At 69.1% G+C, this 26,656-nt stretch carries 28 protein-coding genes and 1 pseudogene; 15 read left to right on the plus strand and 14 right to left on the minus strand.

The window, feature by feature from the left end:
• Positions 1-39: 39 nt before the first annotated feature.
• Complete coding sequence (locus ACQ66R_RS13125; protein ID WP_430422627.1) at positions 40-2,868, plus strand: M16 family metallopeptidase; 2,829 nt, start codon at positions 40-42, stop codon at positions 2,866-2,868.
• 34 nt (positions 2,869-2,902) lie between these two features.
• On the opposite strand, the gene ACQ66R_RS13130 is transcribed toward ACQ66R_RS13125, so the two are convergent.
• Positions 2,903-4,210 (minus strand): Hsp70 family protein, encoded by a 1,308-nt coding sequence (locus tag ACQ66R_RS13130; RefSeq protein ID WP_430422629.1) that lies wholly within the window; start codon positions 4,208-4,210, stop codon positions 2,903-2,905.
• A gap of 89 nt (positions 4,211-4,299) precedes the next feature.
• Positions 4,300-6,591, minus strand: coding sequence for an NADP-dependent malic enzyme (locus ACQ66R_RS13135; RefSeq protein ID WP_430422631.1), 2,292 nt, complete (start codon positions 6,589-6,591; stop codon positions 4,300-4,302).
• Between the two features lie 201 nt (positions 6,592-6,792).
• Between ACQ66R_RS13135 and ACQ66R_RS13140 the strand changes: the two genes are divergently transcribed.
• Positions 6,793-7,254 (plus strand): hypothetical protein, encoded by a 462-nt coding sequence (locus ACQ66R_RS13140; protein WP_430422633.1) that lies wholly within the window; start codon positions 6,793-6,795, stop codon positions 7,252-7,254.
• A gap of 63 nt (positions 7,255-7,317) precedes the next feature.
• Here the strand turns inward: ACQ66R_RS13140 and ACQ66R_RS13145 are convergent, their stop codons facing one another.
• Entirely contained in the window at positions 7,318-7,869 is a 552-nt protein-coding gene (locus tag ACQ66R_RS13145) for a TetR/AcrR family transcriptional regulator (RefSeq protein WP_430422635.1), read from the minus strand.
• Positions 7,870-8,000: 131 nt separating this feature from the next.
• On the opposite strand from ACQ66R_RS13145, the gene ACQ66R_RS13150 reads away from it, so the two are divergent.
• Entirely contained in the window at positions 8,001-8,612 is a 612-nt protein-coding gene (locus ACQ66R_RS13150) for a glutathione binding-like protein (protein WP_430422637.1), read from the plus strand.
• Here the strand turns inward: ACQ66R_RS13150 and ACQ66R_RS13155 are convergent.
• Positions 8,537-9,721 carry a malate dehydrogenase gene (locus ACQ66R_RS13155; RefSeq protein ID WP_430422639.1) on the minus strand — a complete coding sequence of 395 codons (1,185 nt, stop codon included), beginning with the start codon at positions 9,719-9,721 and terminating at the stop codon, positions 8,537-8,539. The two genes, ACQ66R_RS13150 and ACQ66R_RS13155, sit on opposite strands and share 76 nt — an antisense overlap.
• Before the next feature lie 161 nt (positions 9,722-9,882).
• Between ACQ66R_RS13155 and ACQ66R_RS13160 the strand changes: the two genes are divergently transcribed.
• Positions 9,883-10,302 carry an HIT domain-containing protein gene (locus ACQ66R_RS13160; RefSeq protein WP_430422641.1) on the plus strand — a complete coding sequence of 140 codons (420 nt, stop codon included), beginning with the start codon at positions 9,883-9,885 and terminating at the stop codon, positions 10,300-10,302.
• On the opposite strand, the gene ACQ66R_RS13165 is transcribed toward ACQ66R_RS13160, so the two are convergent.
• Together ACQ66R_RS13165 and ACQ66R_RS13170 are read right to left on the minus strand one after the other, a co-directional pair.
• Positions 10,299-10,925 (minus strand): hypothetical protein, encoded by a 627-nt coding sequence (locus tag ACQ66R_RS13165; protein ID WP_430422643.1) that lies wholly within the window; start codon positions 10,923-10,925, stop codon positions 10,299-10,301. The two genes, ACQ66R_RS13160 and ACQ66R_RS13165, sit on opposite strands and share 4 nt — an antisense overlap.
• Positions 10,925-11,794, minus strand: a complete 870-nt coding sequence (locus ACQ66R_RS13170) for an HpcH/HpaI aldolase/citrate lyase family protein (protein ID WP_430422645.1) — start codon at positions 11,792-11,794, stop codon at positions 10,925-10,927. Before ACQ66R_RS13170 ends, ACQ66R_RS13165 begins: the two co-directional genes overlap by 1 nt.
• A 60-nt stretch (positions 11,795-11,854) precedes the next feature.
• Here ACQ66R_RS13170 and ACQ66R_RS13175 point away from each other — a divergent pair, with 60 nt between their 5' ends.
• Positions 11,855-12,247, plus strand: coding sequence for a DUF2237 family protein (locus tag ACQ66R_RS13175; RefSeq protein WP_430422647.1), 393 nt, complete (start codon positions 11,855-11,857; stop codon positions 12,245-12,247).
• 36 nt (positions 12,248-12,283) lie between these two features.
• On the opposite strand, the gene thpR is transcribed toward ACQ66R_RS13175, so the two are convergent.
• Positions 12,284-12,817 carry an RNA 2',3'-cyclic phosphodiesterase gene (gene thpR / locus ACQ66R_RS13180; RefSeq protein WP_430422649.1) on the minus strand — a complete coding sequence of 178 codons (534 nt, stop codon included), beginning with the start codon at positions 12,815-12,817 and terminating at the stop codon, positions 12,284-12,286.
• A 117-nt stretch (positions 12,818-12,934) separates the two neighbouring features.
• On the opposite strand from thpR, the gene ACQ66R_RS13185 reads away from it, so the two are divergent.
• Entirely contained in the window at positions 12,935-13,681 is a 747-nt protein-coding gene (locus ACQ66R_RS13185; RefSeq protein ID WP_430422650.1) for a Bax inhibitor-1/YccA family protein, read from the plus strand.
• Between the two features lie 103 nt (positions 13,682-13,784).
• Positions 13,785-15,209, plus strand: a complete 1,425-nt coding sequence (locus tag ACQ66R_RS13190; protein ID WP_430422651.1) for a class I adenylate-forming enzyme family protein — start codon at positions 13,785-13,787, stop codon at positions 15,207-15,209.
• Between the two features lie 5 nt (positions 15,210-15,214).
• Here ACQ66R_RS13190 and ACQ66R_RS13195 read toward each other — a convergent pair whose 3' ends face one another.
• From ACQ66R_RS13195 to acnA, 4 genes are all read right to left on the minus strand, one after another.
• Positions 15,215-15,550: a DUF2794 domain-containing protein gene (locus ACQ66R_RS13195; RefSeq protein WP_430422653.1), complete on the minus strand. Its 336-nt coding sequence runs from the start codon at positions 15,548-15,550 to the stop codon at positions 15,215-15,217.
• A gap of 319 nt (positions 15,551-15,869) precedes the next feature.
• On the minus strand, positions 15,870-16,583 hold the full coding sequence (locus ACQ66R_RS13200) for a DUF1223 domain-containing protein (protein WP_430422655.1): 714 nt from the start codon (positions 16,581-16,583) through the stop codon (positions 15,870-15,872).
• A 53-nt stretch (positions 16,584-16,636) separates the two neighbouring features.
• Positions 16,637-17,341, minus strand: a complete 705-nt coding sequence (locus ACQ66R_RS13205; RefSeq protein WP_430422657.1) for a DUF1223 domain-containing protein — start codon at positions 17,339-17,341, stop codon at positions 16,637-16,639.
• Between the two features lie 128 nt (positions 17,342-17,469).
• Complete coding sequence (acnA, locus tag ACQ66R_RS13210) at positions 17,470-20,175, minus strand: aconitate hydratase AcnA (protein ID WP_430422659.1); 2,706 nt, start codon at positions 20,173-20,175, stop codon at positions 17,470-17,472.
• Between the two features lie 229 nt (positions 20,176-20,404).
• Here acnA and ccmA point away from each other — a divergent pair, with 229 nt between their 5' ends.
• Both ccmA and ccmB read left to right on the plus strand, forming a co-directional pair.
• Positions 20,405-21,007 (plus strand): heme ABC exporter ATP-binding protein CcmA, encoded by a 603-nt coding sequence (gene ccmA, locus ACQ66R_RS13215; protein WP_430422661.1) that lies wholly within the window; start codon positions 20,405-20,407, stop codon positions 21,005-21,007.
• The gene (ccmB, locus tag ACQ66R_RS13220) at positions 21,004-21,669 is read left to right on the plus strand and encodes a heme exporter protein CcmB (protein ID WP_430422663.1); all 666 of its coding nucleotides are present in this window, start codon (positions 21,004-21,006) and stop codon (positions 21,667-21,669) included. Before ccmA ends, ccmB begins: the two co-directional genes overlap by 4 nt.
• Here the strand turns inward: ccmB and ACQ66R_RS13225 are convergent.
• Positions 21,666-22,097, minus strand: a complete 432-nt coding sequence (locus ACQ66R_RS13225; protein WP_430422665.1) for a nuclear transport factor 2 family protein — start codon at positions 22,095-22,097, stop codon at positions 21,666-21,668. The two genes, ccmB and ACQ66R_RS13225, sit on opposite strands and share 4 nt — an antisense overlap.
• Positions 22,098-22,248: 151 nt before the next feature.
• On the opposite strand from ACQ66R_RS13225, the gene ACQ66R_RS13230 reads away from it, so the two are divergent.
• The 6 genes and pseudogenes from ACQ66R_RS13230 (at position 22,249) to ACQ66R_RS13255 (ending at position 24,966) form a co-directional block, all read left to right on the plus strand.
• The gene (locus ACQ66R_RS13230; protein ID WP_430422667.1) at positions 22,249-22,938 is read left to right on the plus strand and encodes a Spy/CpxP family protein refolding chaperone; all 690 of its coding nucleotides are present in this window, start codon (positions 22,249-22,251) and stop codon (positions 22,936-22,938) included.
• 25 nt (positions 22,939-22,963) lie between these two features.
• A pseudogene (gene ccmC, locus ACQ66R_RS13235) lies at positions 22,964-23,704 on the plus strand (heme ABC transporter permease CcmC); the annotation flags it as partial.
• On the plus strand, positions 23,704-23,850 hold the full coding sequence (gene ccmD / locus ACQ66R_RS13240) for a heme exporter protein CcmD (RefSeq protein ID WP_430422669.1): 147 nt from the start codon (positions 23,704-23,706) through the stop codon (positions 23,848-23,850). The pseudogene ccmC and the gene ccmD, both read left to right, overlap by 1 nt.
• Entirely contained in the window at positions 23,847-24,362 is a 516-nt protein-coding gene (locus tag ACQ66R_RS13245) for a DsbE family thiol:disulfide interchange protein (protein ID WP_430422671.1), read from the plus strand. The genes ccmD and ACQ66R_RS13245 overlap by 4 nt, the downstream gene beginning before the upstream one ends.
• 63 nt (positions 24,363-24,425) lie before the next feature.
• Positions 24,426-24,674, plus strand: coding sequence for a hypothetical protein (locus ACQ66R_RS13250; RefSeq protein ID WP_430422673.1), 249 nt, complete (start codon positions 24,426-24,428; stop codon positions 24,672-24,674).
• A 97-nt stretch (positions 24,675-24,771) separates the two neighbouring features.
• Entirely contained in the window at positions 24,772-24,966 is a 195-nt protein-coding gene (locus tag ACQ66R_RS13255) for a hypothetical protein (protein WP_430422675.1), read from the plus strand.
• A 111-nt stretch (positions 24,967-25,077) separates the two neighbouring features.
• Here the strand turns inward: ACQ66R_RS13255 and ACQ66R_RS13260 are convergent, their stop codons facing one another.
• The gene (locus ACQ66R_RS13260) at positions 25,078-25,671 is read right to left on the minus strand and encodes an inner membrane-spanning protein YciB (RefSeq protein WP_430422677.1); all 594 of its coding nucleotides are present in this window, start codon (positions 25,669-25,671) and stop codon (positions 25,078-25,080) included.
• Positions 25,668-26,612: a signal recognition particle-docking protein FtsY gene (gene ftsY / locus ACQ66R_RS13265; protein WP_430422678.1), complete on the minus strand. Its 945-nt coding sequence runs from the start codon at positions 26,610-26,612 to the stop codon at positions 25,668-25,670. The genes ACQ66R_RS13260 and ftsY overlap by 4 nt, the downstream gene beginning before the upstream one ends.
• Positions 26,613-26,656 lie beyond the last annotated feature (44 nt).

Below are 26,656 nucleotides of genomic sequence, written 5' to 3' on the forward strand. Positions count from 1 at the left end.
GCTATGGACTCCCCTACCTAGCCCCAATCGGGATGCCCCATGCTTCGTACCGTTCGCGCCGCCGGCCTGGCGCTGCTCTTTGCGACCTCCGCACTCGCCCCTGTCGTCATTGCGCGCCCCGCGGCGGCCGCCGAGGTGCCGCCCATCAAGTTCACGCAGCGCACGCTGTCCAACGGCCTGAAGGTGTTCGCCTCGGTCGACCGCTCGACGCCCAACGTCTCGGTGCAGGTCTGGTACGGGGTCGGTTCGAAGGACGACCCCCAGGGCCGCTCCGGTTTCGCCCACCTGTTCGAACACCTGATGTTCAAGGCCACGCGGAACATGCCGGCCGAGACGTTCGACCGGATGACCGAGGACGTGGGCGGCTTCAACAACGCGTCCACCGCCGACGACTTCACCGACTACTATCAGGTCGTTCCGGCCAATCACCTCGAGCGGCTGATCTGGGCCGAGGCCGATCGGATGAGCACGCTGGTCGTCGACGAGGCTGGGTTCAAGTCCGAGCGTGACGTGGTCAAGGAAGAGCTGCGCCAGCGCGTCCTGGCCTCGCCGTACGGCCGGCTGATGGCGCTGTACCTGCCCCAGGCCAGCTACACGGTCCACCCGTACAAGCGCCCCGGCATCGGCTCGATCGAGGAGCTGGACGCGGCCACGGTCGACGACGTGCGCGCCTTCCACCGCACCTACTACCGCCCCGACAACGCCGCGCTGGTGGTCGTGGGCAACTTCGACGAGGCCCAGCTGAATGCCTGGGTCGACAAGTACTTCGGCCCCCTCAAGAAGCCCGACCAGCCGCTGCCCAGGGTGTCGGTGAAGGAGCCGCCGCGCACCGAGCCCGGCGTGTTCGACGGCTACGGCCCCAACGTGCCCCTGCCGGCGGTGGTGCTGTCGTGGCAGGGCGCGGCGGCGTCTGATCCCGACGCGCCGGCGCTGAAGGTGCTGGACGCCATCCTGTCGGCCGGCAAGTCGTCGCGGCTCTACAACAGCCTCGTCTACGACAAGCAGATCGCGGTCGAGGCCTTCAGCCAGGCCGACCTGCCGCAGGACCCGGGCATGGTGCTGGTGGGCGCCATCATGTCGAACGGCAAGACCCTGGCTGAGGGCGAGGCGGCCCTGCTGGCCGAGGTGAAGCGCCTGCGCGACGCCCCGCCGTCGGCGGCCGAGCTCAATGAAGCCAAGAATGAACTGCTGGCCTCGGCGCTGCGCGAGCGCGAGACCATCGAGGGCCGGGGCAGCGCCCTGGGCTACGCGCTGATCGTCGACGGCGATGCGGCTGCGGTGAACACCGAACTGGCCGAACTGCAGGCGGTGACCGCCGCCGACGTCCAGCGGGTGGCCCGCAAGTACATGGCCGAGGACCGGCGGATGACCATCCGCTACCGCCCCGAAAGCGAGCGGCCCAAGGGCGAGGCCCAGGCCGCCCAGCCCGCGCCCCCGAAGCAGGTGGCCACCTACGACGGGCCGGTCTTCACCCTGGCCCCGGAGGCCGAGCGGGTGAAGCCGCCGGGCATCGGCGAGCCGGTACAGCCCGTGCTGCCCAAGCCCGCCGAGACCACGCTGCCGAACGGCCTGCGGGTGATCGTGGCGCGCTCGTCCGACCTGCCGCTGGTGACCGCCGACCTGACCGTGAAAGCCGGCGCCTGGGCCGATCCGCAGGGATTGGCCGGCGCCGCCAACATGATGGCCGGCATGCTGACCGAGGGCACCAAGACCCGTTCGGCGCAGCAGATCGCCAGCCAGATCGAGAGCCTGGGCGGCTCGCTGAGTTCAGGCGGCGGCCTGGAGAGTTCGTCGGTGACACTCAACGTCATGCCCGACAAGCTGAAGGCCGCCATGGCGATCATGGCCGACGTGGCCAGGAACCCCGCCTTCGCCGGCGAGGAGCTGGACCGCCAGCGCGAGCAGGCCCTGGACGGCCTGCGCGTGGCCTACCAGCAACCGGGCTCGGTCGCGGGCTTCGCCGCAGCGCCGGTGGTGTACGGCGGCACGCCGTTCGGGCACGTGGCGGCGGGCACGCCGGCGTCGCTCGCGCGGCTCAAGCCGGCCGATCTGGCCAAGCTTCACGCCACCTGGTTCCGACCCGACAATGCGGTGCTGGTGCTGACCGGCGACATCTCGGCCGAGGATGGCTTTGCCTTGGCGCGGCAGGCGTTCGGCGACTGGAAGAAGCCCGCCGGCCCGCTCGCCCCCGCACCCACGATCTCGCCGTCGGGCAAGCCGCGGGCGGTGGCCATCGACATCCCCGGCACCGGACAGGCCTCGGTCAACGTCATGAAGCCCGCGATCGCGCGCAATGACCCCGACTACTATCCGGGCATCGTGGCGGCGACCGTGCTGGGCGGCGGCTACTCGGCGCGCCTCAACCTGGAGATCCGCGTCAAGCGCGGTCTGTCCTACGGCGCCCGAGCCACGCTCTCGACGGCGCGGACTACAGGTTCGTTCCGGGCCAGCGCCCAGACCAAGAACGAGTCCGCGGTCGAGGTGCTGGACCTGATCAACGCAGAGATCGCCAAGCTGGCGTCCGCGCCGGCCGGGCCGGACGAACTTAAGGCCCGCAAGTCGGTGCTAGTGGGCGACTACGGCCGCGACCTGGCGACATCGGGCGGCCTCGCCGACATCCTGGGCGACTATGCGCTGTACGGCGTGCCCCTGGACGAGGTGGGCCAGTACACCGCGAAGGTCGAGGCGGTGGACGCCGGCCAAGTGCAGGCCTTCACCAAGCGGGTCTTCGATCCGGCGCAGATGAGCGTGGTGGTCGCCGGCGACGGCAAGACCTTCGCCCCGGCCCTGAAAGCCAAGCTGCCGGCGCTGGAAGTGATCCCGGCCGACCAGCTCGACTTCGACAGCCCGACGCTCAGGAAGAAGTAGGCTGCCCTTCCCTCCCCTGCGGGGAGGGAAATGTTCATCCTGCCCGCATCGTCCAGCGTGACAGGTCGCGTTCCCGCGCCATAAGGGCCAACCCCGCGGCGATGGACTCCAGCTCGGCGCCGGTCTCGATGCGGTCGCTGGCGAAGCGACGGTGGAAGATGGCGCGGACCGCCGGCACCAGCGACGAGCCGCCGGTGAGGAAGATGCGGTCGATGCCCTCGGCCGGCAGGTTGGCGTCGGCCAGCGCGGCGTCGACGGCCGTCTCGATCTGGGTGAGCTCGGGCGTGATCCAGCCTTCGAAGGTGGCGCGCGGCACGTCGCGGACGATGGAGATCGACCCGGCCTCGAAGCGGAACTCGGCGGACGTGTCGCGCGACAGGGCCTCCTTCAGCTTGGAGACGGCGCGGTAGAGGCGGTAGCCGTAGTTCTCGTCCAGCACCTCGATGAGGCGGCGGATCTTCTCGGGGTCCTTGGCCTCGCGCTCGAGGGCGCGGATCTCGCGCATGTCGCGGCTGGCGCGCAGCAGGGCCAGCTGATCCCAGCGGGCGAAGGCGGCGTAGTACTTGTAGGGAATGGGCAGGGTCTTGCCGAACGAGCCGTAGTCGCCGCCCTTCCCCAGTTCGGGCGAGACCAGGTTGTCGATGATCCGGTAGTCGAAGGCGTCGCCCGCCACGCCCACGCCGGCGCGGCCCAGCGGAATGGCGCGCACGTCGCCGGCATGACGCTCGAAGCGGATGATCGAGAAGTCGGATGTGCCGCCGCCGAAGTCGCCGACCAGGACGGTGGCGTCCTGCTTCAGTTCGCGGGCGAAGAAGAACGCCGCGCCGACGGGCTCGTAGGCGTACAGCACCTCCTTCACGCCCATGCGGTGGAAGGCGGTCTCGTAGCGGCGCAAAGCCAGGGCCTCGTTCGGCGAGGCTCCGACGAACTTCACGGGCCGCCCCACGATCACCCGCTCGGGCAGGCTGGCGAGCTCGGCGCCCGCGTAGTCGCGCACCTTCAGCAGGAAGGTCGAGAGCAGGTCTTCGAAGCGGTAGCGGCGGCCCAGGATCTGGGTCTCGGAGAAACTCTCCTGCGCCGAGAAGCTCTTGAAACTCTGGATGAACCGCGTCTCGGCGGGGTCTTCCACATAGGCCTCGATCGCCCACGGCCCGGCCGCGATCGAGCGCTCCTGCGGCAGATCGGGCGGCGCGTAGAACGACAGGCAGGAGCGGAAAGCGAAGAGTTCGCCGTCCTGAGCCGGGAACTTCACCAGGTGGGCCGGGCCGGATTCGTCGGCCAGGGAGAGGACCGTGTTGGTGGTCCCGAAGTCGATACCGAGACTGTAACTTCGACCGTTCATGGCCGCTGCGCCTTCTGCCGGGGAGGGACGACGGATCGCCCGCTCCCCGAAAGGCGCGCGACCCTAGTGGCTGAGCATCGCGCCCCGCGTCATTCGGCCAGCTCCACCAGCGGGCGGTCGTAGGCGCAGACGGTGGCCATCTGCAGGATCCGCGACACCGACGCGCCCAGCGGGCAGATCTGCACCGGGCGGTCGAGGCCCAGCAGGATCGGGCCGATCACCTCGGCGCCGCCCAGGGACTGGATCAGCTGGGTGGAGATCGCCGCCGAGTGGATGGCCGGCATGACCAGGACGTTGGCCGGGCCAGTGAGGCGCATGAACGGATAGGCGCCGCGCGAGGTGGGATCCAGCGCCAGCTCGGGCGGCATCTCGCCCTCGTACTCGAAGTCGATGCCGTCCATCTCGTCCAGCATGGCCACGGCCTGGCGGACGCGTTCCGAGCGCTCGCCCATCGGGTTGCCGAAGGTGGAGTAGCTCATGAAGGCGACCTTCGGCTCGTAGCCGAGGGTCTTCACGGCGCGCGCCGCCTCGATGGCGATCTCGACCAGCTCCTCGGCCACCGGCATCTCGGTGACGTTGGTGTCGGCGATGAACAGCGTGCGGCCCTTGGCCATCACGATGCTCATGCCGATGACCCGGCCGTCCGGCGCGGGGTCGATGACGTTGAGCACCTCTTCCAGCACCTGGTCGAAGTTGCGGGTGACCCCGGTGACCATCCCGTCGGCATGGCCCAGGGCGACCATCGCCGAGGCGAAGGCGTTGCGGTCCTGGTTGATCAGGCGCTGGACGTCGCGGCGCAGGAAGCCCTCGCGCTGAAGGCGCCCGTACAGGTAGTCGACCGCGGCCTCGTTCCAGTGGGACACCCGCGCGTTCAGCACCTCGATGCCCGCCTCGGCCGGGTCGAGGCCGGCGGCGCGCATGTTCTCGTGGACCAGGTCCTCGCGGCCCACCAGCACGGCCTGACCCAGCCCCTGGGTCTGGAAGGCGTAGGCCGCGCGGATGACGCTCTGCTCCTCGCCCTCGGCGAAGACGATCTTTTTGCGGGGGCCGGTCAGCACGGCGCCCTGCAGCTTCTGCAGGAAGGCGGCGGTGGGATCGAGGCGACGCGCCAGCGAAGCGCGGTAGGCGTCCATGTCCTCGATGGGCTTGCGCGCGACGCCGGTGTCCATGGCCGCCTGGGCGATGAACGGCGGAACGTACGACAGCAGGCGCGGATCGAACGGCGTCGGAATGATGTACTTCGGCCCGAACTTCAGCGCGGCCCCACCGTAGGCGGCGATCACCTCGTCGGGCACGTCTTCGCGCGCCAGGGCCGCCAGCGCGCGGGCGCAGGCGATCTTCATTTCCATGTTGATCCGCCGGGCGCGCACGTCGAGCGCGCCGCGGAACAGGTAGGGGAAGGCCAGGACGTTGTTGACCTGGTTCGGATAGTCCGAGCGCCCGGTGGCCACGATGGCGTCGGGGCGGACCTCGTAGACTTCCTCCGGCGTGATCTCGGGGTCTGGGTTGGCCATGGCGAAGATGATGGGCTGCGGCGCCATCGTCTTGATGTGCTCCTGGCTCAGCGCGCCCTTGGCCGACACCCCGATGAACACGTCGGCGCCGTCCAGCGCCTCGGCCAGGGTGCGCTTGTCGGTGTCGATGGCGTGGGCCGACTTCCACTGGTTCATGTCTTCGGGACGGCCACGCCACAGCACGCCCTTACGGTCGACGGCGATGACGTTCTCGTGGCGGACGCCCATGGCCTTCATGAGGCCCAGGGTGGCGATGCCGGCGGCGCCGGGTCCGTTCAGGACGACCTTCACCTCCTCGATCTTGCGGCCGGTCATCTCGCAGGCGTTGATCAGCCCGGCGGTGCAGATGATCGCGGTGCCGTGCTGGTCGTCGTGGAAGACCGGGATGTCGAGCAGCTCCTGCAGCTCGGTCTCGATGCGGAAGCAGTCGGGGCTCTTGATGTCCTCGAGGTTGATGCCGCCGTAGGTGACGCCGATGTTCTTGACGACGGTGATGACCTCGTCGGGATCGGTGCAGCTCATCTCGACGTCCAGCGCATCGACGTCGGCGAAGCGCTTGAACAGCACGCCCTTGCCTTCCATCACCGGCTTGGACGCCAGGGCGCCCAGGTTGCCCAGGCCCAGGATGGCGGTGCCGTTCGAGATGACGGCCACCAGGTTGCCCTTCGACGTGTATTCGTAGGCGAGCTCAGGGTCCTTCGCGATCGCCAGAACCGGCACCGCCACGCCCGGCGAATAGGCCAGGCTGAGGTCGCGCTGGGTGCTCATCGGCTTGGTGGCCGTGATCCCGATCTTCCCGGGCGTGGGATACCGGTGGAAGCTCAGCGCCTCCTCGTCCGTGAAGGTGCGTTTCTCGACCTGGTCCATGCGTGCGCCGCCCGTCCCCCAAAGTGGGCCACAACGTGCCCAACCCGTATTGAAGGGGGCCAACCTACAGAGACCCATCGGTAGGGACAACGTCCCGCGGTGACAGCCTGTCGCAGGGGGACCCGGCGGGGCCGTAGGAACAATGAAAACGGTGGTGGGTTGTCTCGTGCCGGGCGCGGGGGCGCGCATATCGGAGGCTGCATGCCCATGACACAACACTTCGCCCTCGCCGCTGCGGCGATCCTGGCCCTTTCCGCCGCTCCCGCCCTGGCCCAGCCGGGCCGAGCCGCCGCTGATCCGGCCAGCCCGCCGACCTCCTCGGCGGCCACTCCGCCGGCCGCCACCACGCCGTCTACGGGGGCGCCGGCTACGGCGCCTGCCGACGGGCCGGCCGACACGCAGGCCAGCACGAGCGGTGCGGCCAGCGCCTCTGCGGCCGGCGCGGACGTGGCCGTGAGGACGGGCATGTCGGTGAAGGACAACACCGGCGCCACGATCGGTCAGATCAGCGACGTCAAGACCGGCGCCGACGGCAAGATGACGGCCACCATCAAGATGGGCGCCGACACCTTCGCGGTCGACACCGCCAGCCTGGCGGTTTCGGGCGAGGCGGCGACCGTCAACGCCACCCAGGCCGACATCAAGAAGATGCTCAAGAAGTAGCGTCGAGAGACGCAGGGGCGGCCCCGCAACGGCCGCCCTTTCTGCGGCCTGACGCGCGCGCGTTCAGGCGCCGCAGATCATCGTCACCGCGGCGTGGGCGATCGCCTTCAGGTCGGCCTCTCTGGCGCCTGTCCGCGCCCGCACCGCCAGGGTGTGGAACGTGCCGCTCGCCATCGGCGCGGCCCCAGCCGGCGTCACCCCTGGCGCGAGCGACGCGGCGTCCCGCTCGAACCGGGCGCGGAACAGCCCATCGGTTTCGGAGATGAACGCGGCCAGCAGCGCCCGCGCCTGGGGGTCGTCAACCGCCTGCGTCACCGCCGTCCCGACCAGGAAGCAGCCGCGCTGGCCCTCTTCCCCGCGGCGATAGATGTCGACGGTGCGGTCGAAGATCGTCTGCAGCACCGCGCGCAGCGGCGCCTCGGTGGCCAGCGCCGCGCCCAGGGCCGTCGTGGCCTCGGTTCGCGAACGGTCCAGGGCGGCCATGTACAGCGCGTGCTTGTCGCCGAACGCGGCATAGAGGCTGGGGCGGTTCAATCCGGTCGCCGTCGCCAGGTCGTCCAGCGAGGTCGCCGCATAGCCCAGGTTCCAGAATACCGCCCTGGCTTTGTCGAGCACCTCGTCCGGGTCGAACGACCGCGGTCTCCCCCGTGGCCTAGGCTCTTTTTGTACCATTTCGCAAGAAATCCTTGACCGCCGCCATTCTGTGCGAAACGGTATGAATATCAATCCAACCCCGGGAGGTTCCCATGGACGTCTACTTCTCGCCGCTTGCCTGCTCTCTGGCCAGCCGGATCACGCTGTACGAGGCCGGCCTGGAGGCCACGTTCCACCGCGTCGACACCAAGACCGGCAAAACCGCCTCCGGCGAGGACTACCGCGCGATCAATCCGAAGAATCTGGTGCCGGCGCTGCGCACCGATGACGGCGCGGTCCTGACCGAGAACGCGGCGATCCTCCCCTATCTCGCCGACCGTCGGCCCGACGCCGGCCTCGCGCCGACGGGCTTCGCCCGCTACCAGCTGCAGCAGTGGCTGAGCTTCATCGGCTCGGAGCTGCACAAGTGGGTGTTCACGCCGCTGCTGTCGCCCACCCTGTCGGCCGAGAGCAAGGCGGTGGCCAAGGAGGCGGCGGCCTCGCGGCTGGCCTACCTCAACGACCATCTGACCGGCCGCGACTGGCTGCTCGACGACTTCAGCGTCGCCGACGCCTACCTGGCCGCGGTGCTGAACTGGAACCAGGCCGTGAAACTGGATTTCAGCCCCTACCCCGCCATCCAGGCCTATCAGGCTCGCCTCATGACGCGGCCTGCCGTGCAGAAGGCGATGGGCGAGGAGTTCGCGCTGTACCAGGCGGCATGAAAAAGGCGGCGCTGAGCGCCGCCTGATTGAACCACGGAAGGCACGGAAAACACGGAAGCGGCTGGGACACCCGGGTCTCTTCCGTATCCTTCCGTGTTTTCCGCGGCGTCTCGCCTTCGGCTTAGCCCAGCATGTCCTTCACGGTGTCGCGCTCGCCGACGAGTTCGTCGTTGGTGATCTTGATCTTCGACTTGGCGAAGTCGTCCATCTCGTAAGACGTCAGAACCTCGTAGGCGCCCGGCGCGGTGGTCTTCACGGGCATGCCGGCCCAGACGCCGTCGGCGAAGCCGTAGCGGCCCTCGCTGGGCACGGCGACCGAGTGGATCGCGCCGACGGTAGACAGGTCGCGCACGTGGTCGATCAGCGCGCCGGCCGCCGAGGCCGCCGAGCTGGCAGCCGCGGGCCTCGATGATCGCCGCGCCGCGCTTGCCCACCGCCGGAAGGTACTCGTTGTCGAGCCAGGCGCGGTCGGTGATCACGTCGGTGACGGCCTTGCCGCCGATCTTGGCGTGGGTGAAGTCGGCGAACATCGTCGGGCTGTGGTTGCCGTAGATGAACAGGTCGGTGACGTCGGTCACCGGCACGCCGGCCTTCTTGGCCAGCTGGTTGCGGCCGCGGTTCTCGTCCAGGCGCACCATGGCGGTGAAGCGGTCGGGCGTCAGGCGCTTGGCCTGGCTGGCGGCGATCATGCAGTTGGTGTTGCAGGGGTTGCCGACCACGGCGATGCGCGCGTCGTCAGCGGCGACGCGATCGATCGACTGGCCCTGGGCGATGAAGATCTTGCCGTTGTCCTTCAGCAGGTCGGCGCGCTCCATGCCGGGGCCGCGGGGCTTGGAGCCCACGAGCAGGCACCAGTTGGCGTCCTTGAACGCCACGTCGGCGTCGCCGGTGAGCACCATGTCCTGCAGCAGCGGGAAGGCGCAGTCTTCCAGTTCCATGGCGACGCCCTTGAGCGCCTTCTGCGGGCCTTCCACCGGAATCTCCAGCAGTTGCAGGATCACCGGCTGATCCTTGCCCAGCATTTCGCCCGAGGCGATGCGGAACAGGAGCGCGTAGCCGATGTTGCCGGCCGCGCCGGTGACCGCCACGCGGATGGGCTTCTTCGCCATGGGAACTGCTCCGTCGATTGTATGATGTCGCGGGCGCTCTAGCGCGTCGTCAGGCGAAGTGGAAGTCGGTTCGGCGTTCGGACGAAAATCTCGCGCTGCCGATGAGCTGTTGGCGCCGCGCCGTTGACGGCCATCCTGCAATGCCGCAGGCGCTAGGGGCGATGTTCGAGCTGCACCCCGCCTTTCTTCCGACCTCCGTGGCGCTCGGCGATCTGGCGCTCTGCCATGCCCGCCTGCAGCTGGATTCCCGCTATGCCTGGATCGTGCTGATCCCCCGGATCGCGGGCGCCGTGGAGCTCGAGGACCTGACGGGCGCGGACCGGGGCGCGCTCATGGCCGAGGTGGTGCAGGCCGGCGTCGCCGTGCGGGCCGTCGGCATGGCGCTGGGCCGGCCGGTCGCCAAGCTGAATGTCGGCCAGCTGGGCAACGTCACCCCGCAGCTCCACGTCCACGTGGTGGGCCGCCGTCCCGACGACGCGGCCTGGCCAGGTCCGGTCTGGGGCGTCGGGACGGCGCAAGCCTATGAGGCCGACGCGCTGGACCACGCCGTGGCCGCGGCGCGTACGGCGCTGGCTCTCTAAGGCGCCCGCCGCGCCAGGGTCGCCGTTTCGCTCCTTCCGCCCTCGGTGAGCTTTCCGGTCCAGCGCCCGTCGGCGGCGCGCAGCACGGCGACGATCCCCGTGGTCAGGCGGATGGTCATGTCGCCGGCTGTCCGCTGCACGTCGTCGATATATCCCGAGCCCTCCAGCGCGCCGGGCCGCCGCAGGTCGCGCCACGATCCGTCGATGAAGCCGCCACGATCGACCAGTTGCAGCGCATAGAGGGCCCGCCCGTCCGCCGAGAGGGTCCAGGCGCCTTCCATCGGCCCCTGGAACCCCCGCACTGCCGCGGCCGACGCCCGCAGGCGCGAGTCGTAGGCCTGGTCCGCCGCGGTGGGCGGACCGTCGGGGCTCTTGTTCGTCTCGTGGATGAAGACCGGCTCGGTCAGCAGGGGCCGCGGCGGGACGTAGGGCTGAGGCTGGGTCGGCAGGACGGGGTCTGGATCGACCCGTGAGCCGTTGGAGGCGGTGTCGGGCTCGTCCGGGTCGACCGCCTTCTGGCGCAGCAGGGCGTCGATGACGTCGGCGGGCGGCGCGGGCTGGGCGAGCGCCGGCGCGACGCCCAGCGCCCAAAGCACCGCCGCGATCCGCCCGCTCCGCCGCATCAGGCCGACTCGCGCGCGGCGATGGCCTCGGCCACGCCGATCAGGCGTTGGGCTTCGGAATAGTGCAGGCGTTCCACCATCCGTCCGTCCACCTTCAGCACGCCCTTGCCGGCGCTCTCGGGCTGTTCGAAAGCGCTCACCACGGTACGCGCCCAGGCGACCGCGGACGCATCGGGCGTGAAGGCGGCGTTGGCGGCGGCGATCTGGCTGGGGTGGATCAGGCTCTTGCCGTCGAAGCCGAAGGCGGCGGCCTGGGCGCACTGGCGCGCCAGCCCGCCCTCGTCGCCGATGTCGTTGAACACGCCGTCGATGATCGTCAGCCTGTGCGCGCGGGCGGCCATCAGGCTGAGGCTGAGCGCCGTGATCAGGGGCTCGCGGTCGACGGTGAGCTGGCAGCGCATCTCCTTGGCCAGGTCGTTCGAGCCGATCACCCAGGCCTCGACGCCCACGTTGACCGACTCTGCCCCCAGCGCGTCCAGACGGAACATCGCCGCGCAGGTCTCGATCATCGCCCAGATCGGCAGCTCGCCGCCCAGGGTGGTGCGGATCACCGCCAGGTCCTCGGGATGCGAGACCTTGGGGATGAGTACGGCGTCCGGCCGGACCTTCGCCGCCGCCGCAAGGTCGTCGGCGCCCCAGGGCGTATCAAGGCCGTTGGCGCGGATCACCACTTCGCGGTCGCCGAACCCGCCGGCCCGCACGGCGGCGATCGCGCTCTCGCGCGCCTCGGCCTTGGCGTCGGGGGCGACGGCGTCCTCGAGGTCCAGGATGACCGTGTCGCAGGCCAGAGACCGGGCCTTTTCCAGCGCCCGGGCATTGGACGCCGGCAGATAGAGAACGCTGCGGCGGGGTCGGGACGCGCGAGACATGTGGACGACGGCTCCTCGGCGCATTGGCCAGGCCCGAGTCTTAGCGTTTAGGATGGGGGCATGGCCACACGTCCGATCCGCTACGACGCCGACGCCCGCAATGTCCTGGGCGAGGAGCTGGTTCCGTGCTCGCTGGACCCCGTCACCGGCTTCTTCCGGAACGGGTGCTGCGAGACCGGCCCTCACGACGTCGGCATGCACACGGTCTGCGCCGTCATGACCGCCGAGTTCCTCAGCTATTCGAAGAGCGTCGGCAACGACCTGTCGACCCCGCGCCCCGACCTGGGCTTCGACGGCCTGAAGCCCGGCGACCGCTGGTGCCTCTGCGCGCCCCGCTGGAAAGAGGCTCTCGACGCCGGCGCCGCGCCCCAGGTGGTGCTGGAGGCCACCCACGAGGAGACCCTCGCCATTGTGCCCCTGGGCGTGCTGAAGGACTACGCCGTGCGGGCCTAGTCCCTTCTTCTGCCACTGCGTGGGAAAGGAAGCCTCTCAGAGCCGGTACTCCGCCTCCAGGCGGTAGTGGGATCCGTCACGGCCCATGTGGCTGGAGTAGAGGCCGAAGCGGTCCACCGTGATCGGCGGCGAGCGCAGCAGGTTGTTGCCCTGGATCCAGGCCGCGACCTCCGCGGGGTCCGGACGGCGCAGGTAGGCCAGGGTGACGTGCGGCCGGTAGTTGCGCTTCTCGGGCTTCATCCCCACGCGCCGGGCCGCGGTCTCGCAGGCTTCGGCCAGCCGTCGCAGCTCGGCGTTCTCGGCCACGCCCGCCCAGACGGCGTTGATGTCGTCGCCGTCGGCGAACGAGCCTGCGCCCGCCAATTCGATCTCGAACGGCCGCCCGGTGATGGTCATCAGTTCGGCGTCCAGGTCGCGCGCCACGTCCTGGCGGATCTCGCCGTAGAACCGCAGCGTGACGTGCAGCGCCTCGAGGGTGCGCCAGCGGGCGCCCTCGATTCCCGTCTGGCGAGTCTGCAGCGCGCGGCCGATTTCAGGGGGTATGGCCAGGGCGGCGAAAAGGCGAATCATACATGTATCTCGACGCGTTCACCGTATCGTGGCTCGGAAGGCCTTGCTAACGGCACGGTCTGACACGATATTTCTCTCGCGTCCGCTTTGCGACGCGCATCTTAGGGTCTTGCTCAAATGAGCGACTACAACCGCGACTTCGCGCGCACGATCCCCGTGGATCGCGCCGACATGTCGGTGGACGCGGGCCTGCGGAGCTTCATGCTCGGCGTCTACAACAAGATGGCGCTGGGCCTCGTTCTGTCGGCCGCTCTGGCCTACCTGACCAGCTCGGTCCCGGTCGTCCGCGACATGATGTTCACCGTGGCCAACGGCCGCGTGGGCTACAGCATCCTGGGCATGGTCGTGGCCTTTGCGCCGCTCGGCGTGCTGCTGTTCTCCGGCTTCGCGCTGAAGAACCAGAGCCCGAAGACGGCCTCGATCGTCTACTGGACGGTCGTCAGCCTGATCGGCGCGTCGATGGGCGTGCTCGCCCTGCGCTACACCGGCACGTCGATCGCTTCGACGTTCCTGATCACGGCGACCGCCTTCGGCGGCCTCAGCCTATTTGGCTACTCGACCAAGAAGGATCTGTCCGGCATGGGCAGCTTCCTGATCATGGGTGTGATCGGCCTGCTGATCGCGGGCCTGGTGAACATCTTCCTGCAGAGCTCGATGATGCAGTTCATCATCAGCGTCCTGGGCGTCCTGATCTTCGCGGGCCTCACCGCCTACGACACCCAGCGCCTGAAGATGACTTACTACGAGCTGGGTGGGAACCAGGCGGCGATGGGCGTGGCCACCAGCTATGGCGCGCTCAGCCTCTACCTGGACTTCATCAACATGTTCCAGTTCCTCCTCGCGCTGTTCGGCGACCGCCGCTAACCGCAAGACGAGCGACAGACTCGAGACCCCGGCGGGCGACCGCCGGGGTTTTTCGTATGCGCCTGTTTCGCATCGGACGACGGGCAGGCTAGCTTCCCGGACCATGTTCGACACCAACCTGGCCTTCATCGCACGGACCCGCCCGCGCGCTCTTGCGGTGCTGACGTCGCGTCGGCGCGCGACCTACGCCGAGTTCAATGCCGACATCGACCGCTATGCGGCGGGCCTGCGCGATCTGGGCGTGGGCCCCGAACGCGGGATCGTCTCGATCGCCACGGCGGTCACGTATCGCCGGTTGGTGATTCTGGTGGCGCTGGCCAGGCTGGGTGTGGCCACGACGGCCGGAAGCGACGCGCGCGCCGATCTGCGGATCACCGACCGGGCGGGCGGCGAGGAGCCGGGCCTGCTGCGCCTCAGCGCGGATTGGCTGCAGGCGGTGGAAGCCTCGGTCCCCAACCCCGTCGACTCCGCGCCACGCGACCCGGACGCCATCGCTCGCGTCACCCTGACTTCGGGCTCCACCCGCACGCCGCATCGCGTTGGGATGACGTGGCGGCGGATCGAAACCGGCAGCCTGAACGCGCTCACCGCCTACGCCGGAGGCAAGCTGGGCGTCTATGTGCTGCGGACCAGCATCGAGTCGTCGCTGGGCTTCAATATGGCCGCTCTCGCCTGGTCGACCGGCGCGGCCGTGGCCTGCGACTACGCCAGCGCCGACATCCCCCACGTCATGGAGCGGCATCCCGAAGGCATGATCGGCCTGAATCCGTTGATGCTGCGCGAGCTGATGCGCCGCCTGCCCCCTGGGTTCGAGATCAAGCCGGGCTGGCGGCTCCTCGTGACCGGCGGCGTGCTGCCGCCGGCCTATGCGCGCGAGGCTCGCCAGAGGATCACGCCCGACATCCACATCATCTACGGCTCCACCGAGGCCGGCCGCGCTACGGTGGGTCCCGCCCGCGACGTCGAGGCCCATCCGGGCGCGGTGGGCTATGCCGTGCCGGGCGCGACCGTCGAGGTGGTGGGGCCGGACGGCGCGCCTGTCCCCGATGGCGAAGTGGGCGAGATCCGCATACACGGCGAGCGCAACGCGGGCCGCTATCTGGACGACCCGGACGCCAGCGCGAAGATCTTCCGGGACGGCTGGTTCTACCCCGGCGATCTGGGCCGCCGGCTACCCAGCGGGCTATTCATCATCGAAGGCCGGACCGACGAGCGCCTCAACATCGCCGGGTTCAAGCTGATGCCGGCCGTGCTGGAGAACGCGCTGCTGGAACACCCTCAGGTGCTCGAGTCGGCCGCCTTCGCGGTGCCGGGCCCCGAAGGCATCGATCAATGCTGGGTCGCCGTCGTGGTGGAGGGAGAAGTGAGTCGCGAGAGCCTGCTGGAGCGTATCCGCCAGGCCGGATTGCCCAAAGTGCCGGTCCGCTTCGCCTGGGCCGAGGAGATTCCGCGCACCGAGGCGGGCAAGGTGGATCGCAAGGCCCTGCGCGCGCAGACCCAGGCGGCCCTGGAGAAGAACTCGTTCTGAGGGGCTTACTCGACCACCGAGAAGCGGCCCTTGTCGAAGAAGCGCAGCACCTGATCCAGGTCATGGCCGCGTCGCAGGACCTGGCCCGCCTGTCCCACGATCGCCCAGGCGCCCTGCTTGCGGGCCAGGGCCGGGTTCTTCTCGATGCGATAGAGCGGAGCCTCGGACGAGCGCCGAAACACGGAGAACACGGCGCGGTCGTGCAGGCCGTCCATCCCGTAGTCGCGCCATTCGCCGGAGGCGACCATGCGGCCATACAGGCGCAGGAGACGCTCGAGTTCGCGCCGCTCGAAGAACACTCCGGCCTGGCGCGGGGCCGAATAGCTCGGGTCGAATGCCATCGACACGAAGCCTGTATGAAATTTTTGAGTCACGCCACCCCCCAAGAGCTCGTCCGTGCTCGTTGGTTCATGGTCGGAGGGATGCGCTCGGCGGCCCCGCATCTTGTGGGGTCACGCCGCAAAAGGACCTTATTTCGGTCCAGCGCCCGCCTGATAGGGCGCCGATATTGGCATTGTCGGTTGGTCGAAGACCTCTGGTTCCAGACCCTGAACAGCCCCCCCAGCCCCCTGGGATCGGCGGTTGGCCAACCGACACTCCAATCCCCAGCCTAGCTTTGGCCCGCGCAGACCCTCTCCAGCTGCGCGGGCTTTCGCATGCCTATTTCGCAGGCGCGCCGTTTGGCTGCTGGGCCACGCCCAGGACGCGGCCGCCGCGCGGAACCTGGACGATGACGGCGGTCCGTAGGCCGTCATCTGCGGCCGCCGGCACGCGATAGGCCTGGGGCCGCCCGCGCCATACGCCCAGCCGCGCGATCTGACGCACGACGTTGCGCTGGACGACCGTCTCGCCGCGATTGTCGCCGGCCCGCACGGCCACCTCGACGGCGCGTGGATCATAGCGCACCAGCCAGACCTCGGCCCCGCCGCGGGGCGCGCGCCCGGAACCCACGTCGACGCGACGCCGGCCGACGAAGCGCATATCCGGCGCATTGCGAGGGGCTGCGGCCGCGGCGCGGATCAGGCGGTCCACTTCAGGCGCCTTCAGCCCCTGGGCCTCCTCCTGGCCGTCCACGACGACCTGAGGCGTGTAGGGCTCGCGCAGCTTGAGGCGGGTGACATAGGCCTTCTGGCGCTCGGCGTACTCGGGCCGGGCGAAGGTGTCGGTCCAGCCGAGGTAGTCCCAATAGTCGACCGAGAACGTGAGGACCAACACGCCAGGGCGCTCGGCCAGCCGGTTGAGATGTTCGTTCGCGTCGGTGCACGAGCGGCAGCCCTGCGCCGTGTACAGTTCCACGAGGACGGGGGGCTTGGCCGCCGCCGCGCTCGCCGGCATGGCAAGCAGGATCAGGCTGATGAGCGCGGCCGTCCGCATCGCCTCCGACTTAAGGGGTGTTCCGAAGACTGACAATCACAAGAAGGCGTGAGCTACAGACGGGCGGCCCCCAGGATGGCGCCGCCGTCCTTGCCTTGCACCAGCACGACCGCCCGCAGGCCGGGCGCAGCCGAGGGCGCCGCGAACGTCGCCGCCTGGCCCCGCCAGTCGCCAAGGCGCTTCAAGGCGCGGACCACGTTGCGCTGTGGCAGGGTCTTGCCGGTGTTCTCGCCGGCCTTCACCGGCACCTGGATCGTGCGCGGGTCGTAGTGGAGGAGCCAGACGTCGGCGCCGCGGCGGGGCGCGACGCCGGCGGCCACGGTGACCCTGCCGTCCGCGGCCGTGACCGAGGTGGTGGGCTGGGCGCGCCCTTTGGCGATCAGGGCGTCCACCCGGCCCGGCGTGTTGGCGACGGCGTCGACGCGGCCGCCGGCGACGACCTCCGGTGTGAAGGGCGCGTCGTGACCCAGCGCCTTGGCGTAGGCCACCTGCCTGGCCGTGAACTCGGGCCGCGAGAAGGTGTCCTTCCAGCCCAGGTGGTTCCAGTAGGTGACGTTGAAGCTGAGCGCGATCACGTCAGGCCGGTCGGCGACCCCCGCCACGGCCAGGTCGGCCGGCGGGCAGGACGAACAGCCCTGGCTAGTGAACAGCTCCACCACCACAGGCTGGGTGGGGGCGGGCGCGGCGGCCATCAGCGGCAGGGAAAGGGCGACGGCGAGGGGGGCTAGTAAGATCTGGCGCATGATGAGCCTGAACATGGGGGCGCTTGGTCCCGGTGTCCATACTATCAGTATGATGCCGCTTCGGCATCGTCGCCACGGTGCTGATCGCACGAAAAAGGCCCTCGCTTTCGCGAGGGCCTCTGTCGTCTTCGATGATGCGAAGGCTATTCCGCCGCGAGGGTCTCGGGCTTGGCCAGGCTGCGCAGGACGTAGTTCAGCACGCCGCCGTGCTTGAAGTACTCCAGCTCCATCGGCGTATCGATGCGGCAGCGGACCGGGAAGCGGGCGATGCGGCCGTCCGACGGACGGTACATCTCGACGATCAGCTGCTTGCGGGGCGCAAGCTCGGTCAGGCCGCGGATGGTGACGATCTCTTCGCCCGTCAGGCCCAGCTTGTGCCAGCCTTCCTGCAGGAACTGCAGCGGCAGCACGCCCATGCCCACCAGGTTGGACCGGTGGATCCGCTCGAAGCTCTCGGCCACCACGGCGCGGACGCCCAGCAGCTTCGTGCCCTTGGCGGCCCAGTCGCGCGACGAGCCGGTGCCGTATTCCTTGCCCGCGAACACCACCAGCGGGCGGCCTTCGCCCTGGTAGCGCATGGCCGCGTCATAGATCGACATCTGCTCGCCGGACGGGAAGTGCTTCGTCACGCCGCCTTCGACTTCGGGCGTGATGCGGTTGCGGATGCGGATGTTGGCGAAGGTGCCGCGCATCATCACCTGGTGGTTGCCGCGACGGGCACCGTAGCCATTGAACTCGGACGGCGGCACCTGGCGGTCGACCAGGTACTTGCCGGCCGGGGTGGCCGCGCGGAACGAGCCGGCAGGCGAGATGTGGTCGGTGGTGATCGAGTCGCCGAAGACGCCCAGGATGCGGGCCTCGACGATGTCGGTGACCGCCTTGGGCTCCATCTCGAGCCCTTCGAAGTAGGGCGGGTTCTGGACGTAGGTCGAGCCCATGTCCCAGTCATAGGTCTGGCCGCCCTTCACCTTGATGGCCTGCCAGTTCTTGTCGCCCTTGAAGACGTCGCCGTAGCGGCTGGCGAACATCTTGCTGGTCACGTGCTTGCGCTGGAGGTCGGCGACCTCTTTGTTCGTGGGCCAGATGTCCTTGAGGTAGACGGGCTTGCCGTCCTTGCCCTCGCCCAGCGGCTCGGTGGTGATGTCGATCTGCATCGAGCCGGCCAGGGCGTAGGCCACCACGAGCGGCGGCGAGGCCAGGTAGTTGGCCCGCACGTCCGGGTTCACGCGGCCTTCGAAGTTGCGGTTGCCCGAGAGCACCGAGGTGGCGACGACGTCGTTCTTCTGGATCGATTCCGAGATCGCCTCGGGCAGCGGGCCCGAGTTGCCGATGCAGGTGGTGCAGCCGTAGCCCACCAGGTTGAAGCCCAGCGCGTCGAGGCTCTTATCCAGCTTGGCCGACTTCAGGTAGTCGGTGACCACCTGCGACCCGGGGGCCAGCGAGGTCTTCACCCAAGGCTTTACCTTGAGGCCCTTTTCGACGGCCTTCTTGGCCACCAGGCCCGCGGCGATCAGCACGCCGGGGTTCGACGTGTTGGTGCACGAGGTGATCGCGGCGATCACCACGTCGCCGTTGCCGATGTCGAAGTTCTCGCCTTCCACCTTGAAGCGGTCGCCCAGCGTGCCCGGCTTGGCGAAGACGTCGCCTTCCATGGCGGCCTTGAACTCGGCGGCGGCGTTGTTCAGCTCGACGCGGTCCTGCGGACGCTTCGGGCCGGCCAGCGACGGCACCACCGTCGACATGTCGAGGTGCAGCGTGTCGGTGAACACCGGATCCGGATCGGTCGGCTCGCGCCACATGCCCTGGGCCTTGGCGTACGCTTCGACCAGCGCCACGCGCTCAGGGGCGCGGTTGGTGGCGGCCAGATAGTCGATGGTGGCCTGGGTGACCGGGAAGAAGCCGCAGGTGGCGCCGTATTCCGGAGCCATGTTGGCGATCGTCGCCTGGTCTTCCAGGGTCATGTTGGCGAGGCCGGGGCCGTAGAACTCGACGAACTTGCCGACCACGCCCTTCTTGCGCAGCATCTGGGTGACGGTGAGCACAAGGTCGGTGGCCGTCGTGCCTTCGGACAGCGCGCCCTCCAGCTTGAAGCCGATGACCTCGGGGATCAGCATCGGGATCGGCTGGCCCAGCATGGCCGCCTCGGCCTCGATGCCGCCCACGCCCCAGCCCAGCACCGCCAGGCCGTTGATCATGGTGGTGTGGCTGTCGGTGCCGACGACGGTGTCGGGATAGGCCACTTCCGGGCCCTCGTCCGAGTTCGTCCAGACGGTCTGGGCGAGGTACTCGAGGTTCACCTGGTGGCAGATGCCGGTGCCCGGGGGCACGACGCGGAAGTTGTTGAACGCCGACGAACCCCAGCGGAGGAAGTTGTAGCGCTCGATGTTGCGCTGATACTCGCGCTCGACGTTGTCGCCGAAGGCCTTGGCGTTGCCGAAGTGGTCCACCATCACCGAGTGGTCGATGACCAGGTCGACGGGGTTCAGCGGGTTGATCTTGTCGGGGTTGCCGCCCAGGGCGGTCATCGCATCGCGCATGGCCGCCAGGTCGACGACGGCGGGCACGCCGGTGAAGTCCTGCATCAGCACGCGCGCGGGGCGGAAGCTGATCTCGTGCTCGACAGAGCCGCGGTTCTGGGCCCAGGCCGCGATGGCCTTCAGGTCGTCAGGCTGGACGGTGTCGCCGTCTTCGTTCCGCAGCAGGTTCTCCAGAAGCACCTTCATGGAGATCGGCAGGGTCGAAATGCCGGAAAGTCCCGCTTCCTCCGCCGCCGGGAGGCTGTAGTAAGCGTAGGTCTTGTCGCCGACAGTGAGTTGCCGGCGCGTCTTCAGGGTGTCCACGGACGCCATATTCGGGAGATCCTTCTCTGTTCGCCGCCGCCCTGACACCGGAGAAGGTTCGCGCGCTCTCTCAGAGACGGACACACAGCGTTCGTCCCCGCGCGGCGTTGCTCTCCCCAAGCGTCGGCGGCCGGGGTTACATAGACCCGACATTTCGCGCCGTCCATGCACTGCACGGCGACGGTTCCGCAAAGCGGCGTTTTGCGGCGTGCTCTTCGGTTGTCACCGAGGCGTTGGGTTGATCTCGCAGCTGGTCATCAGGGACGCGGCGATCCGGCGGGGCGGGCGACTGCTGTTCGAGGGGGTTTCGCTGGACCTTGCGGCAGGCGAGGCCTGCGCGCTGACGGGGCCGAACGGGTCCGGGAAAACCAGCCTGCTCAGGGCTGTGGCCGGTCTGGTGCGGCTCGAGGCCGGTGACATCGGCTTCGGCGGCGTCGATCCGGCCGATGCGCGCGGCGGGGCCATTCACCTTCAGGGGCACGCCGACGGCCTGAAGGCGTCGCGCACGGCCCGCGAAGAACTCACCTTCTGGACCGTGTGGGGCGGCGGCTCGGAGGCCGCGGTGCGGGAAGCGGCCCGCGACCTAGAGCTGACCGGCCTGCTCGACCTGGAAGTTCGCCGGCTCTCGGCCGGTCAGAGGCGCCGTCTGGCGCTGGCGCGGCTGGTGGCGGCGCCCCGGGCGCTCTGGCTGCTGGACGAGCCGCTCTCGCCCCTCGACGCCCGCTGGCGCGACGGCTTCTCGGCGATCATGCGCCGCCACCTGGACGGCGGCGGCCTGATCGTGGCGGCCATGCACGACCCCCTCCCGGTCGCGACCCGCAGCCTGGAGCTGACCGCATGAGCCGGATCGGCGCCCTCATCGCGCGCGAGACCACCCTGGCCTGGGGCCGGGGCGGCGGGCCGCTGGTGGCCGTGGGCTTCTACGCCGGGGTCGCCACGTTCCTGCCGCTGGCCATCGGCCCCGAGCCCGAACGTCTGCGCGCCATCGCCCCGGGCGCGGCCTGGGTGGCGCTGGCGCTGGCCTCACTGCTGTCGCTGGAGCGGATGTTCGAGCGCGACTACGAGGATGGGGCGCTGGATCTGCTCGCGCTCTCGCAGACGCCGCTCGAGATCACCTGCCTGATCAAGTGCCTGGGCCAGTGGCTGGCCACGGGGGCGCCGCTGGCGCTGGCGGCGCCTGTCGCGGCGATCGCCCTGGGGGCCAGCCCCTCGCTCGCCCCGATGATCTTCGCCTGCGCGCTGATGGGCGGGATCGCGTTTTCGTTCATGGGCGGGATCGGCGCAGCGCTCAGCCTGGGCGCGCGGCGGGGGGGATTGCTCACCGCCGTGATCGTGCTGCCGCTCTTCGTCCCGCCGGTGATCTTCGGCGGCGGCGCGCTGGACGCCTTCGCCAACGGCCTGCCGTGGACCAGCGGCTTCGCCTTCCTGGGCGCCTACGCCGCCTCAGCCCTGGCGTTTGGGCCGCTCGCAATGGCGGCCGCCTGCCGCAACGCGCTCAGCTAGCTTTTCGGCTTCGGATACCAGAGCGCGTTGACGATCACCCAGCGGTCGCCGAAGCGGCCCAGGTGGAAGTAGTCGACGAACCAGGGGGTCTCGACGCGGGCCACAGCGGCGTTGCCGGCGATGTCCAGCACGCGGACCGAACGGCTCCACTGGTCCTTCGGCGTCTTGAGCGCGCCTTCCCGTGTCAGCTGGACCAACTCGGCCTTCGACATGCGGCGCAGCGCCAGCTTCTCGTCGGGGTCGGTCGTGACCGCCCGCTTGGCGAGGTCCGGGTGCAGCGAACGGGCGACGCGCGCCGGATCGCCCTCCAGCTGGCCGTCGACGTAGTCGTAGGCCACGGCCTCGATGGCCTTCACTTGCGCGGGGTCCAGGTCAGCGGGCGCGGGCGTGGCGGCGAGGGCCGCGGCAGCGAAGAAAGCGGCGAACATCGGAGCAGTCTCCCAGGGGCTGAAGCGCCGCCGTATGGCGCGGCCAACCCGCGGACGCACATGAAGAAAGCTTAATCCCCTCCGCCGCTTTTCCGCCCCAAGCTGAGCCTGAGCTTCTCTTCGAAGGGAACACTCAAGCGGGAGACAGACGATGTCGAAAACCCTGACCCAGTTGCTGGCCGGCGCCGCTGCGCTCACGCTCTTCGCCGGCGGGGGCGTCGCCGTCGCCCAGGCCCCTGAGGACGCAGCCCGCCAGGCCGCGGAAGACGCCCGCGCCGCCGCCATGCATGCGCGAGATACCGAGCGCGAAGCTCGTGACACGGCTCGCGAAGCCCGGGACGCAGCCCGCGAGGCCCGAGAGCGTGCGCGAGACGCCGACGACGTCCGCCGCGAGGTCCGCATCTATCGTGGCGGCGACAACGACAAGCAGGTCTTCGTCTTCAGAGGCGGCGACCGCGAGGAGCACCTGCGCACGATGCTGCAGCTGCGCGCCGACCAGGAGCCGGCGCTGAAGGCCTATTTCGAGGCCGTCGGCCGCGGCGGGCCGCACGGCGATCACATGGTGCGCTTCGATCGTCGCAGCGACAGCCCCCTGACCACGCCCGAGCGGCTGGCCGCGATGGAAGCGAGACTGGCCGAGCAGCAGGCCGCTACCCGCCGGCGCATCGAAGCCACCAAGGCCTTCTATGGCCAGCTCGACGAGAAACAGAAGAAGGTCTTCGACAGCCTGCCGATGCTGATGTTCGCCGGGCACGGCGTCGGCCCGATGCTGCTGCCCGCCGACCACCGCCCGCCCAAGCCGCCCGCCCCGTCGTCTCCGCCCAAGGCGCCGATGCTCTAGTCTTGCCGCGCGGGCGCTCGAACTCTATGCGGACTGTATGAGCTGGGCGCCCGCCTTCCTGTCGAATCCCGAACGCTTCATGGCGTTCTCCCGCTGGGCCGCGCCGATGTTCGGCGTCATCGCGGCCCTCCTCGCCGTGGCCGGTCTCTACCTGGGCTTCACGGCCCCCGAGGACTACCAGCAGGGCCAGACCGTCCGGATCATGTTCATCCACGTGCCGGCGGCGCAGATGAGCATGTTCGCCTACGTCTGCCTCGCGATCGCCAGCTTCCTGGCCCTGATCTTCCGCCACACCCTGGCCGACGCGGCCGCCCAGGCCGCAGCGCCGATCGGGGCGGCCTTCACGTTCCTGGCCCTGGTCACGGGCTCGTTCTGGGGCCGGCCCATGTGGGGCACCTGGTGGGAGTGGGATGGCCGGCTGACCTCGGTGCTGGTGATGTTCCTGCTCTACATCGCCTACATCGCGCTGCGGGCCTCGATGGACGACGAGCAGAAGGCGGCCCGCGCCGCCGCGATCCTCGCCCTGGTCGGTTCGATCAACCTGCCGATCATCCACTTCAGCGTCGAATGGTGGAACTCGATCCACCAGGGCAGCTCGCTGTTCCGCAAGGGCGGGCCGGCCATGCCGCCGGTCTTCTGGGTTCCGCTGCTGCTGATGGCCCTTGCCTATATGTCGGCGTTCGGCTCGCTGTGGCTGGTGGGCATCCGGGGTGAGCTCTGGCGCCGGCGCGCCGAGGCCGCGGCGCTTCGTCTGGCGAGAGGCTGATGTTCGACTTCAAGTACGCCGAATTCATCATTCCGGCCTTCGTCATCACCGGGGTCGTATTCGCCGGGCTGACCTGGTTCACCCTGAGCCGCGCCCGCCACTGGAAGAAGCGCTTCGAGGAACTGTCGGACCAGAGCCCCAAGTGAACCGTGGGCTGGCCTTCCTGCCCCTGATCGCGCTCGTCGCGCTGGGCGGCCTCTTCTACTTCTATGCCCTGCGCCGAGACCCCCAGGTGCAGCCCCAGGCGATGGTGGGCAAGCCGATGCCCGACCTCACCTTGCCCACCCTGCGCGGCGGCCAGCCCGTGCGCCTCCGAGCGATCGCCGCCGAGGGGCCGATGGTGGTGAACTTCTTCGCCTCGTGGTGCGCGCCCTGTGAGATCGAGCACCCGGTGCTGATGGGTCTGAAGGGCCGCGGCGTGCGGGTGATCGGCGTGGCCTACAAGGACGCGCCGTCCAACACCGAGGCCTTCCTCACGCGGATGGGCGACCCGTTTGTCAACGCTGTGGTCGACCGCGACGGCGCCGCCGGGGTCGAGTTCGGTGTCACGGGCGTGCCGGAGACCTATGTGGTGGGCCGCGATGGCCAGATCCGGGCCAAACATACGGGACCCCTAGGCGACGCCGACGCCGAACGGCTGGTCAAGGCGCTGCGTTAACCGCTCGTTGAGGACGAACGGGCAGTTTGGACCCGTCCGTTAACCATATTCGGCCCGCATCCCTTGTCGACGATCCGTCCCAATCCCTTCCCGCAACAGGCGCCCCTGGGCGGCCAACGTGACGACGCGGGCCGGGCGGCGGCGCAGCGGGCCTTCTTCAACGCCGCCATGGGTCAGACCCAGGCGACGCAGGCCCCGGCGGCCTCGACCGTCGCCGCGCCCCAGACCGTCAACCGCATCGCCGAGGCCACCGCCGCCGAGGCGCCGCAAAAGATCCTGCGACCGGGGTCATTGCTGGACATTCGCGTCTGATCACTTCGGACTCTGCGTCTAAATCTCCGGATTAACTGTAGTTTATCCGGGAACGCAGTACCGCGCCCATGGGTTTCTGGCGGTGAAGGACAGCGCCATGCCGGGTCGAGACGACAAGATCTACGAGGAAGCCGCCGCGCTCTGGCGCGCGCTCTACAACGAGCCGCCGCCTGCGGTTGCCGACGGCAAGATCATCCTCGACCTGATATTCGACAGCCAGTCGCCGACGGACTACGACCGCCTGGCGACCCCGCACCTGCGGCGCACCAACATCACGTTCCCGAAGTACTAGAGCGCATCCCGCCGAGGATGAGGCGCCGCAGGCGATAAGGATGCGCTCCAGCAGGAAGACGACGAGCCCGTTTCTCCCGGTTGGCTTGATTCAAGCCAACCGGGACGGGCTCTAGGCGCCGTCCGTCCGGGGCGGCGGCGGGACTTCGGCGTCTTTCAGGTGCTTCATCAGCAAGGGCATCTGGGCCAGGCCAAAGGCGGCGCTCAACACCCGGATGCCGATCGTGTCCCAGGTGACCCACGTGGCCTCGGTCTGGGTCATCCAGACGATCAGGTTCAGGGTGCCCAGCACCACCGAGAAGATCGCGTAGCGCAGCTCCAGGGTGCGCCACACCTCGACCGGCAGAGAGAACGCCCAGCCCAGCACCGCCTTGATCGGGTTCTTCTTCAGGATCAGGCCGCCGAAGAAGATCAGCGCGAAGGCGTAGTTCACGAAGGTGGGCCGCAGCTTCAGGATCCAGTCGGCCTGAAAGATCAGGGTGAGGCCGCCGAAGATGATCCCCAGAACGCCCACGATCAGCGGCATCCAGGCCAGCCGCCGCTCGACCAGGAAGCCGAACGCCAGCGCGATGATCGCCACGACCACCGACACGCCAGTCGCCAGCATGAAGTCGCGGCCGAAGAAGAAGTAACTGATCAGCAGCGAGAGCGGCGCCGAGAAGTCGATGACATACCGGACCCAGCCGCGACGGTTCTGTTCGTTCACGCCGCCGACTCCTCGAGCCCCACCAGGGTGCGGGCAAAGGCCCGCGCATTGAACGGCTGGAGATCGTCCACGCCCTCACCGACGCCGATCAGCTTGATCGGGCTGTCCGACGCCTGGGCCACCGGCACCAGAACACCGCCGCGCGCGGTGCCGTCCAGCTTGGTCATCACAATCCCGGACACGCCGATCTGGTTGCCGAAGATGTTCTCCTGGGCCAGCGCGTTGCGGCCCACGGTGGCGTCCAGCACCAGAAGGGTCTCGTGCGGGGCGTCGGGATCGATCTTCTTCACCACGCGGATGATCTTCAACAGCTCGTCCATCAGGCCCTGCTTGTTCTGCAGGCGGCCGGCGGTGTCGACCAGGACGACGTCGTAGCCTTCGTCCTTGGCCTTCTGCACCGCGTCGAACGTCAGGCCGGCCGCGTCCGAGCCGGTCGGGCGGCCCATGAAGTCGGCGTTCGCGCGCTCGGCCCAGATCTTCAGCTGTTCGACCGCGGCGGCGCGGAAGGTGTCGCCGGCCACCACCAGCACCTTGGCGCCCTGCCGCGTCAGGTCGGTGGCGATCTTACCCAGGGTGGTGGTCTTGCCCGAGCCGTTCACGCCGATGAACAGCACGATGTAGGGCTTGGGCCCCGACAGCGGGTCGAACGCGCCGGCGCGGGTCGCCAGTTCGTCGCCGATCGCCACGCTGAGGGCTTCGCGGATCTCGCGCTCGTCGACGTCCTTGCCGAATTTTTCGGACGCAAAGCGCTCGGTGATGCGCGCAGCCGAGTGCGGACCGAGGTCGGCCTCGATCAACATCTCCTCAAGCTCGTCGAGCTTGGCCTGAGTAAGCGGCTCCTTGGCGACGAAGACCTGGGCGATCTGCTCGCCCATCTGCTTCGAAGATTTGGTGAGCCCCTCGGTGAGGCGGGCGAACCAGCCGCGTTTGGGTTCTGACATGAAGCCCGCTTCTAGCCGGAGGCTTGCGGCGCGTCACGCCCCAC

The organism is Phenylobacterium sp., assembly GCF_965284355.1.
GTDB lineage: Bacteria > Pseudomonadota > Alphaproteobacteria > Caulobacterales > Caulobacteraceae > Phenylobacterium.

Bases quoted from the DNA above. Each gene is read 5' to 3' on its own strand.
- ACQ66R_RS13255 (WP_430422675.1), top strand. From the start codon at position 24,772: ATGCCGGGTCGAGACGACAAGATCTACGAGGAAGCCGCCGCGCTCTGG.
- ACQ66R_RS13205 (WP_430422657.1), bottom strand. From the start codon at position 17,341: ATGTTCAGGCTCATCATGCGCCAGATCTTACTAGCCCCCCTCGCCGTC.
- acnA (WP_430422659.1), bottom strand. From the start codon at position 20,175: ATGGCGTCCGTGGACACCCTGAAGACGCGCCGGCAACTCACTGTCGGC.
- ACQ66R_RS13165 (WP_430422643.1), bottom strand. From the start codon at position 10,925: ATGCGGCGGAGCGGGCGGATCGCGGCGGTGCTTTGGGCGCTGGGCGTC.
- ACQ66R_RS13125 (WP_430422627.1), top strand. From the start codon at position 40: ATGCTTCGTACCGTTCGCGCCGCCGGCCTGGCGCTGCTCTTTGCGACC.
- ACQ66R_RS13170 (WP_430422645.1), bottom strand. From the start codon at position 11,794: ATGTCTCGCGCGTCCCGACCCCGCCGCAGCGTTCTCTATCTGCCGGCG.
- ACQ66R_RS13185 (WP_430422650.1), top strand. From the start codon at position 12,935: ATGAGCGACTACAACCGCGACTTCGCGCGCACGATCCCCGTGGATCGC.
- ACQ66R_RS13200 (WP_430422655.1), bottom strand. From the start codon at position 16,583: ATGCGGACGGCCGCGCTCATCAGCCTGATCCTGCTTGCCATGCCGGCG.
- ACQ66R_RS13175 (WP_430422647.1), top strand. From the start codon at position 11,855: ATGGCCACACGTCCGATCCGCTACGACGCCGACGCCCGCAATGTCCTG.
- ACQ66R_RS13130 (WP_430422629.1), bottom strand. From the start codon at position 4,210: ATGAACGGTCGAAGTTACAGTCTCGGTATCGACTTCGGGACCACCAAC.
- ACQ66R_RS13140 (WP_430422633.1), top strand. From the start codon at position 6,793: ATGCCCATGACACAACACTTCGCCCTCGCCGCTGCGGCGATCCTGGCC.
- ACQ66R_RS13195 (WP_430422653.1), bottom strand. From the start codon at position 15,550: ATGGCATTCGACCCGAGCTATTCGGCCCCGCGCCAGGCCGGAGTGTTC.
- ACQ66R_RS13190 (WP_430422651.1), top strand. From the start codon at position 13,785: ATGTTCGACACCAACCTGGCCTTCATCGCACGGACCCGCCCGCGCGCT.
- thpR (WP_430422649.1), bottom strand. From the start codon at position 12,817: ATGATTCGCCTTTTCGCCGCCCTGGCCATACCCCCTGAAATCGGCCGC.
- ACQ66R_RS13160 (WP_430422641.1), top strand. From the start codon at position 9,883: ATGTTCGAGCTGCACCCCGCCTTTCTTCCGACCTCCGTGGCGCTCGGC.
- ACQ66R_RS13150 (WP_430422637.1), top strand. From the start codon at position 8,001: ATGGACGTCTACTTCTCGCCGCTTGCCTGCTCTCTGGCCAGCCGGATC.
- ftsY (WP_430422678.1), bottom strand. From the start codon at position 26,612: ATGTCAGAACCCAAACGCGGCTGGTTCGCCCGCCTCACCGAGGGGCTC.
- ACQ66R_RS13135 (WP_430422631.1), bottom strand. From the start codon at position 6,591: ATGGACCAGGTCGAGAAACGCACCTTCACGGACGAGGAGGCGCTGAGC.
- ACQ66R_RS13155 (WP_430422639.1), bottom strand. From the start codon at position 9,721: ATGGCGAAGAAGCCCATCCGCGTGGCGGTCACCGGCGCGGCCGGCAAC.
- ccmB (WP_430422663.1), top strand. From the start codon at position 21,004: ATGAGCCGGATCGGCGCCCTCATCGCGCGCGAGACCACCCTGGCCTGG.
- ccmD (WP_430422669.1), top strand. From the start codon at position 23,704: ATGTTCGACTTCAAGTACGCCGAATTCATCATTCCGGCCTTCGTCATC.
- ACQ66R_RS13225 (WP_430422665.1), bottom strand. From the start codon at position 22,097: ATGTTCGCCGCTTTCTTCGCTGCCGCGGCCCTCGCCGCCACGCCCGCG.
- ACQ66R_RS13230 (WP_430422667.1), top strand. From the start codon at position 22,249: ATGTCGAAAACCCTGACCCAGTTGCTGGCCGGCGCCGCTGCGCTCACG.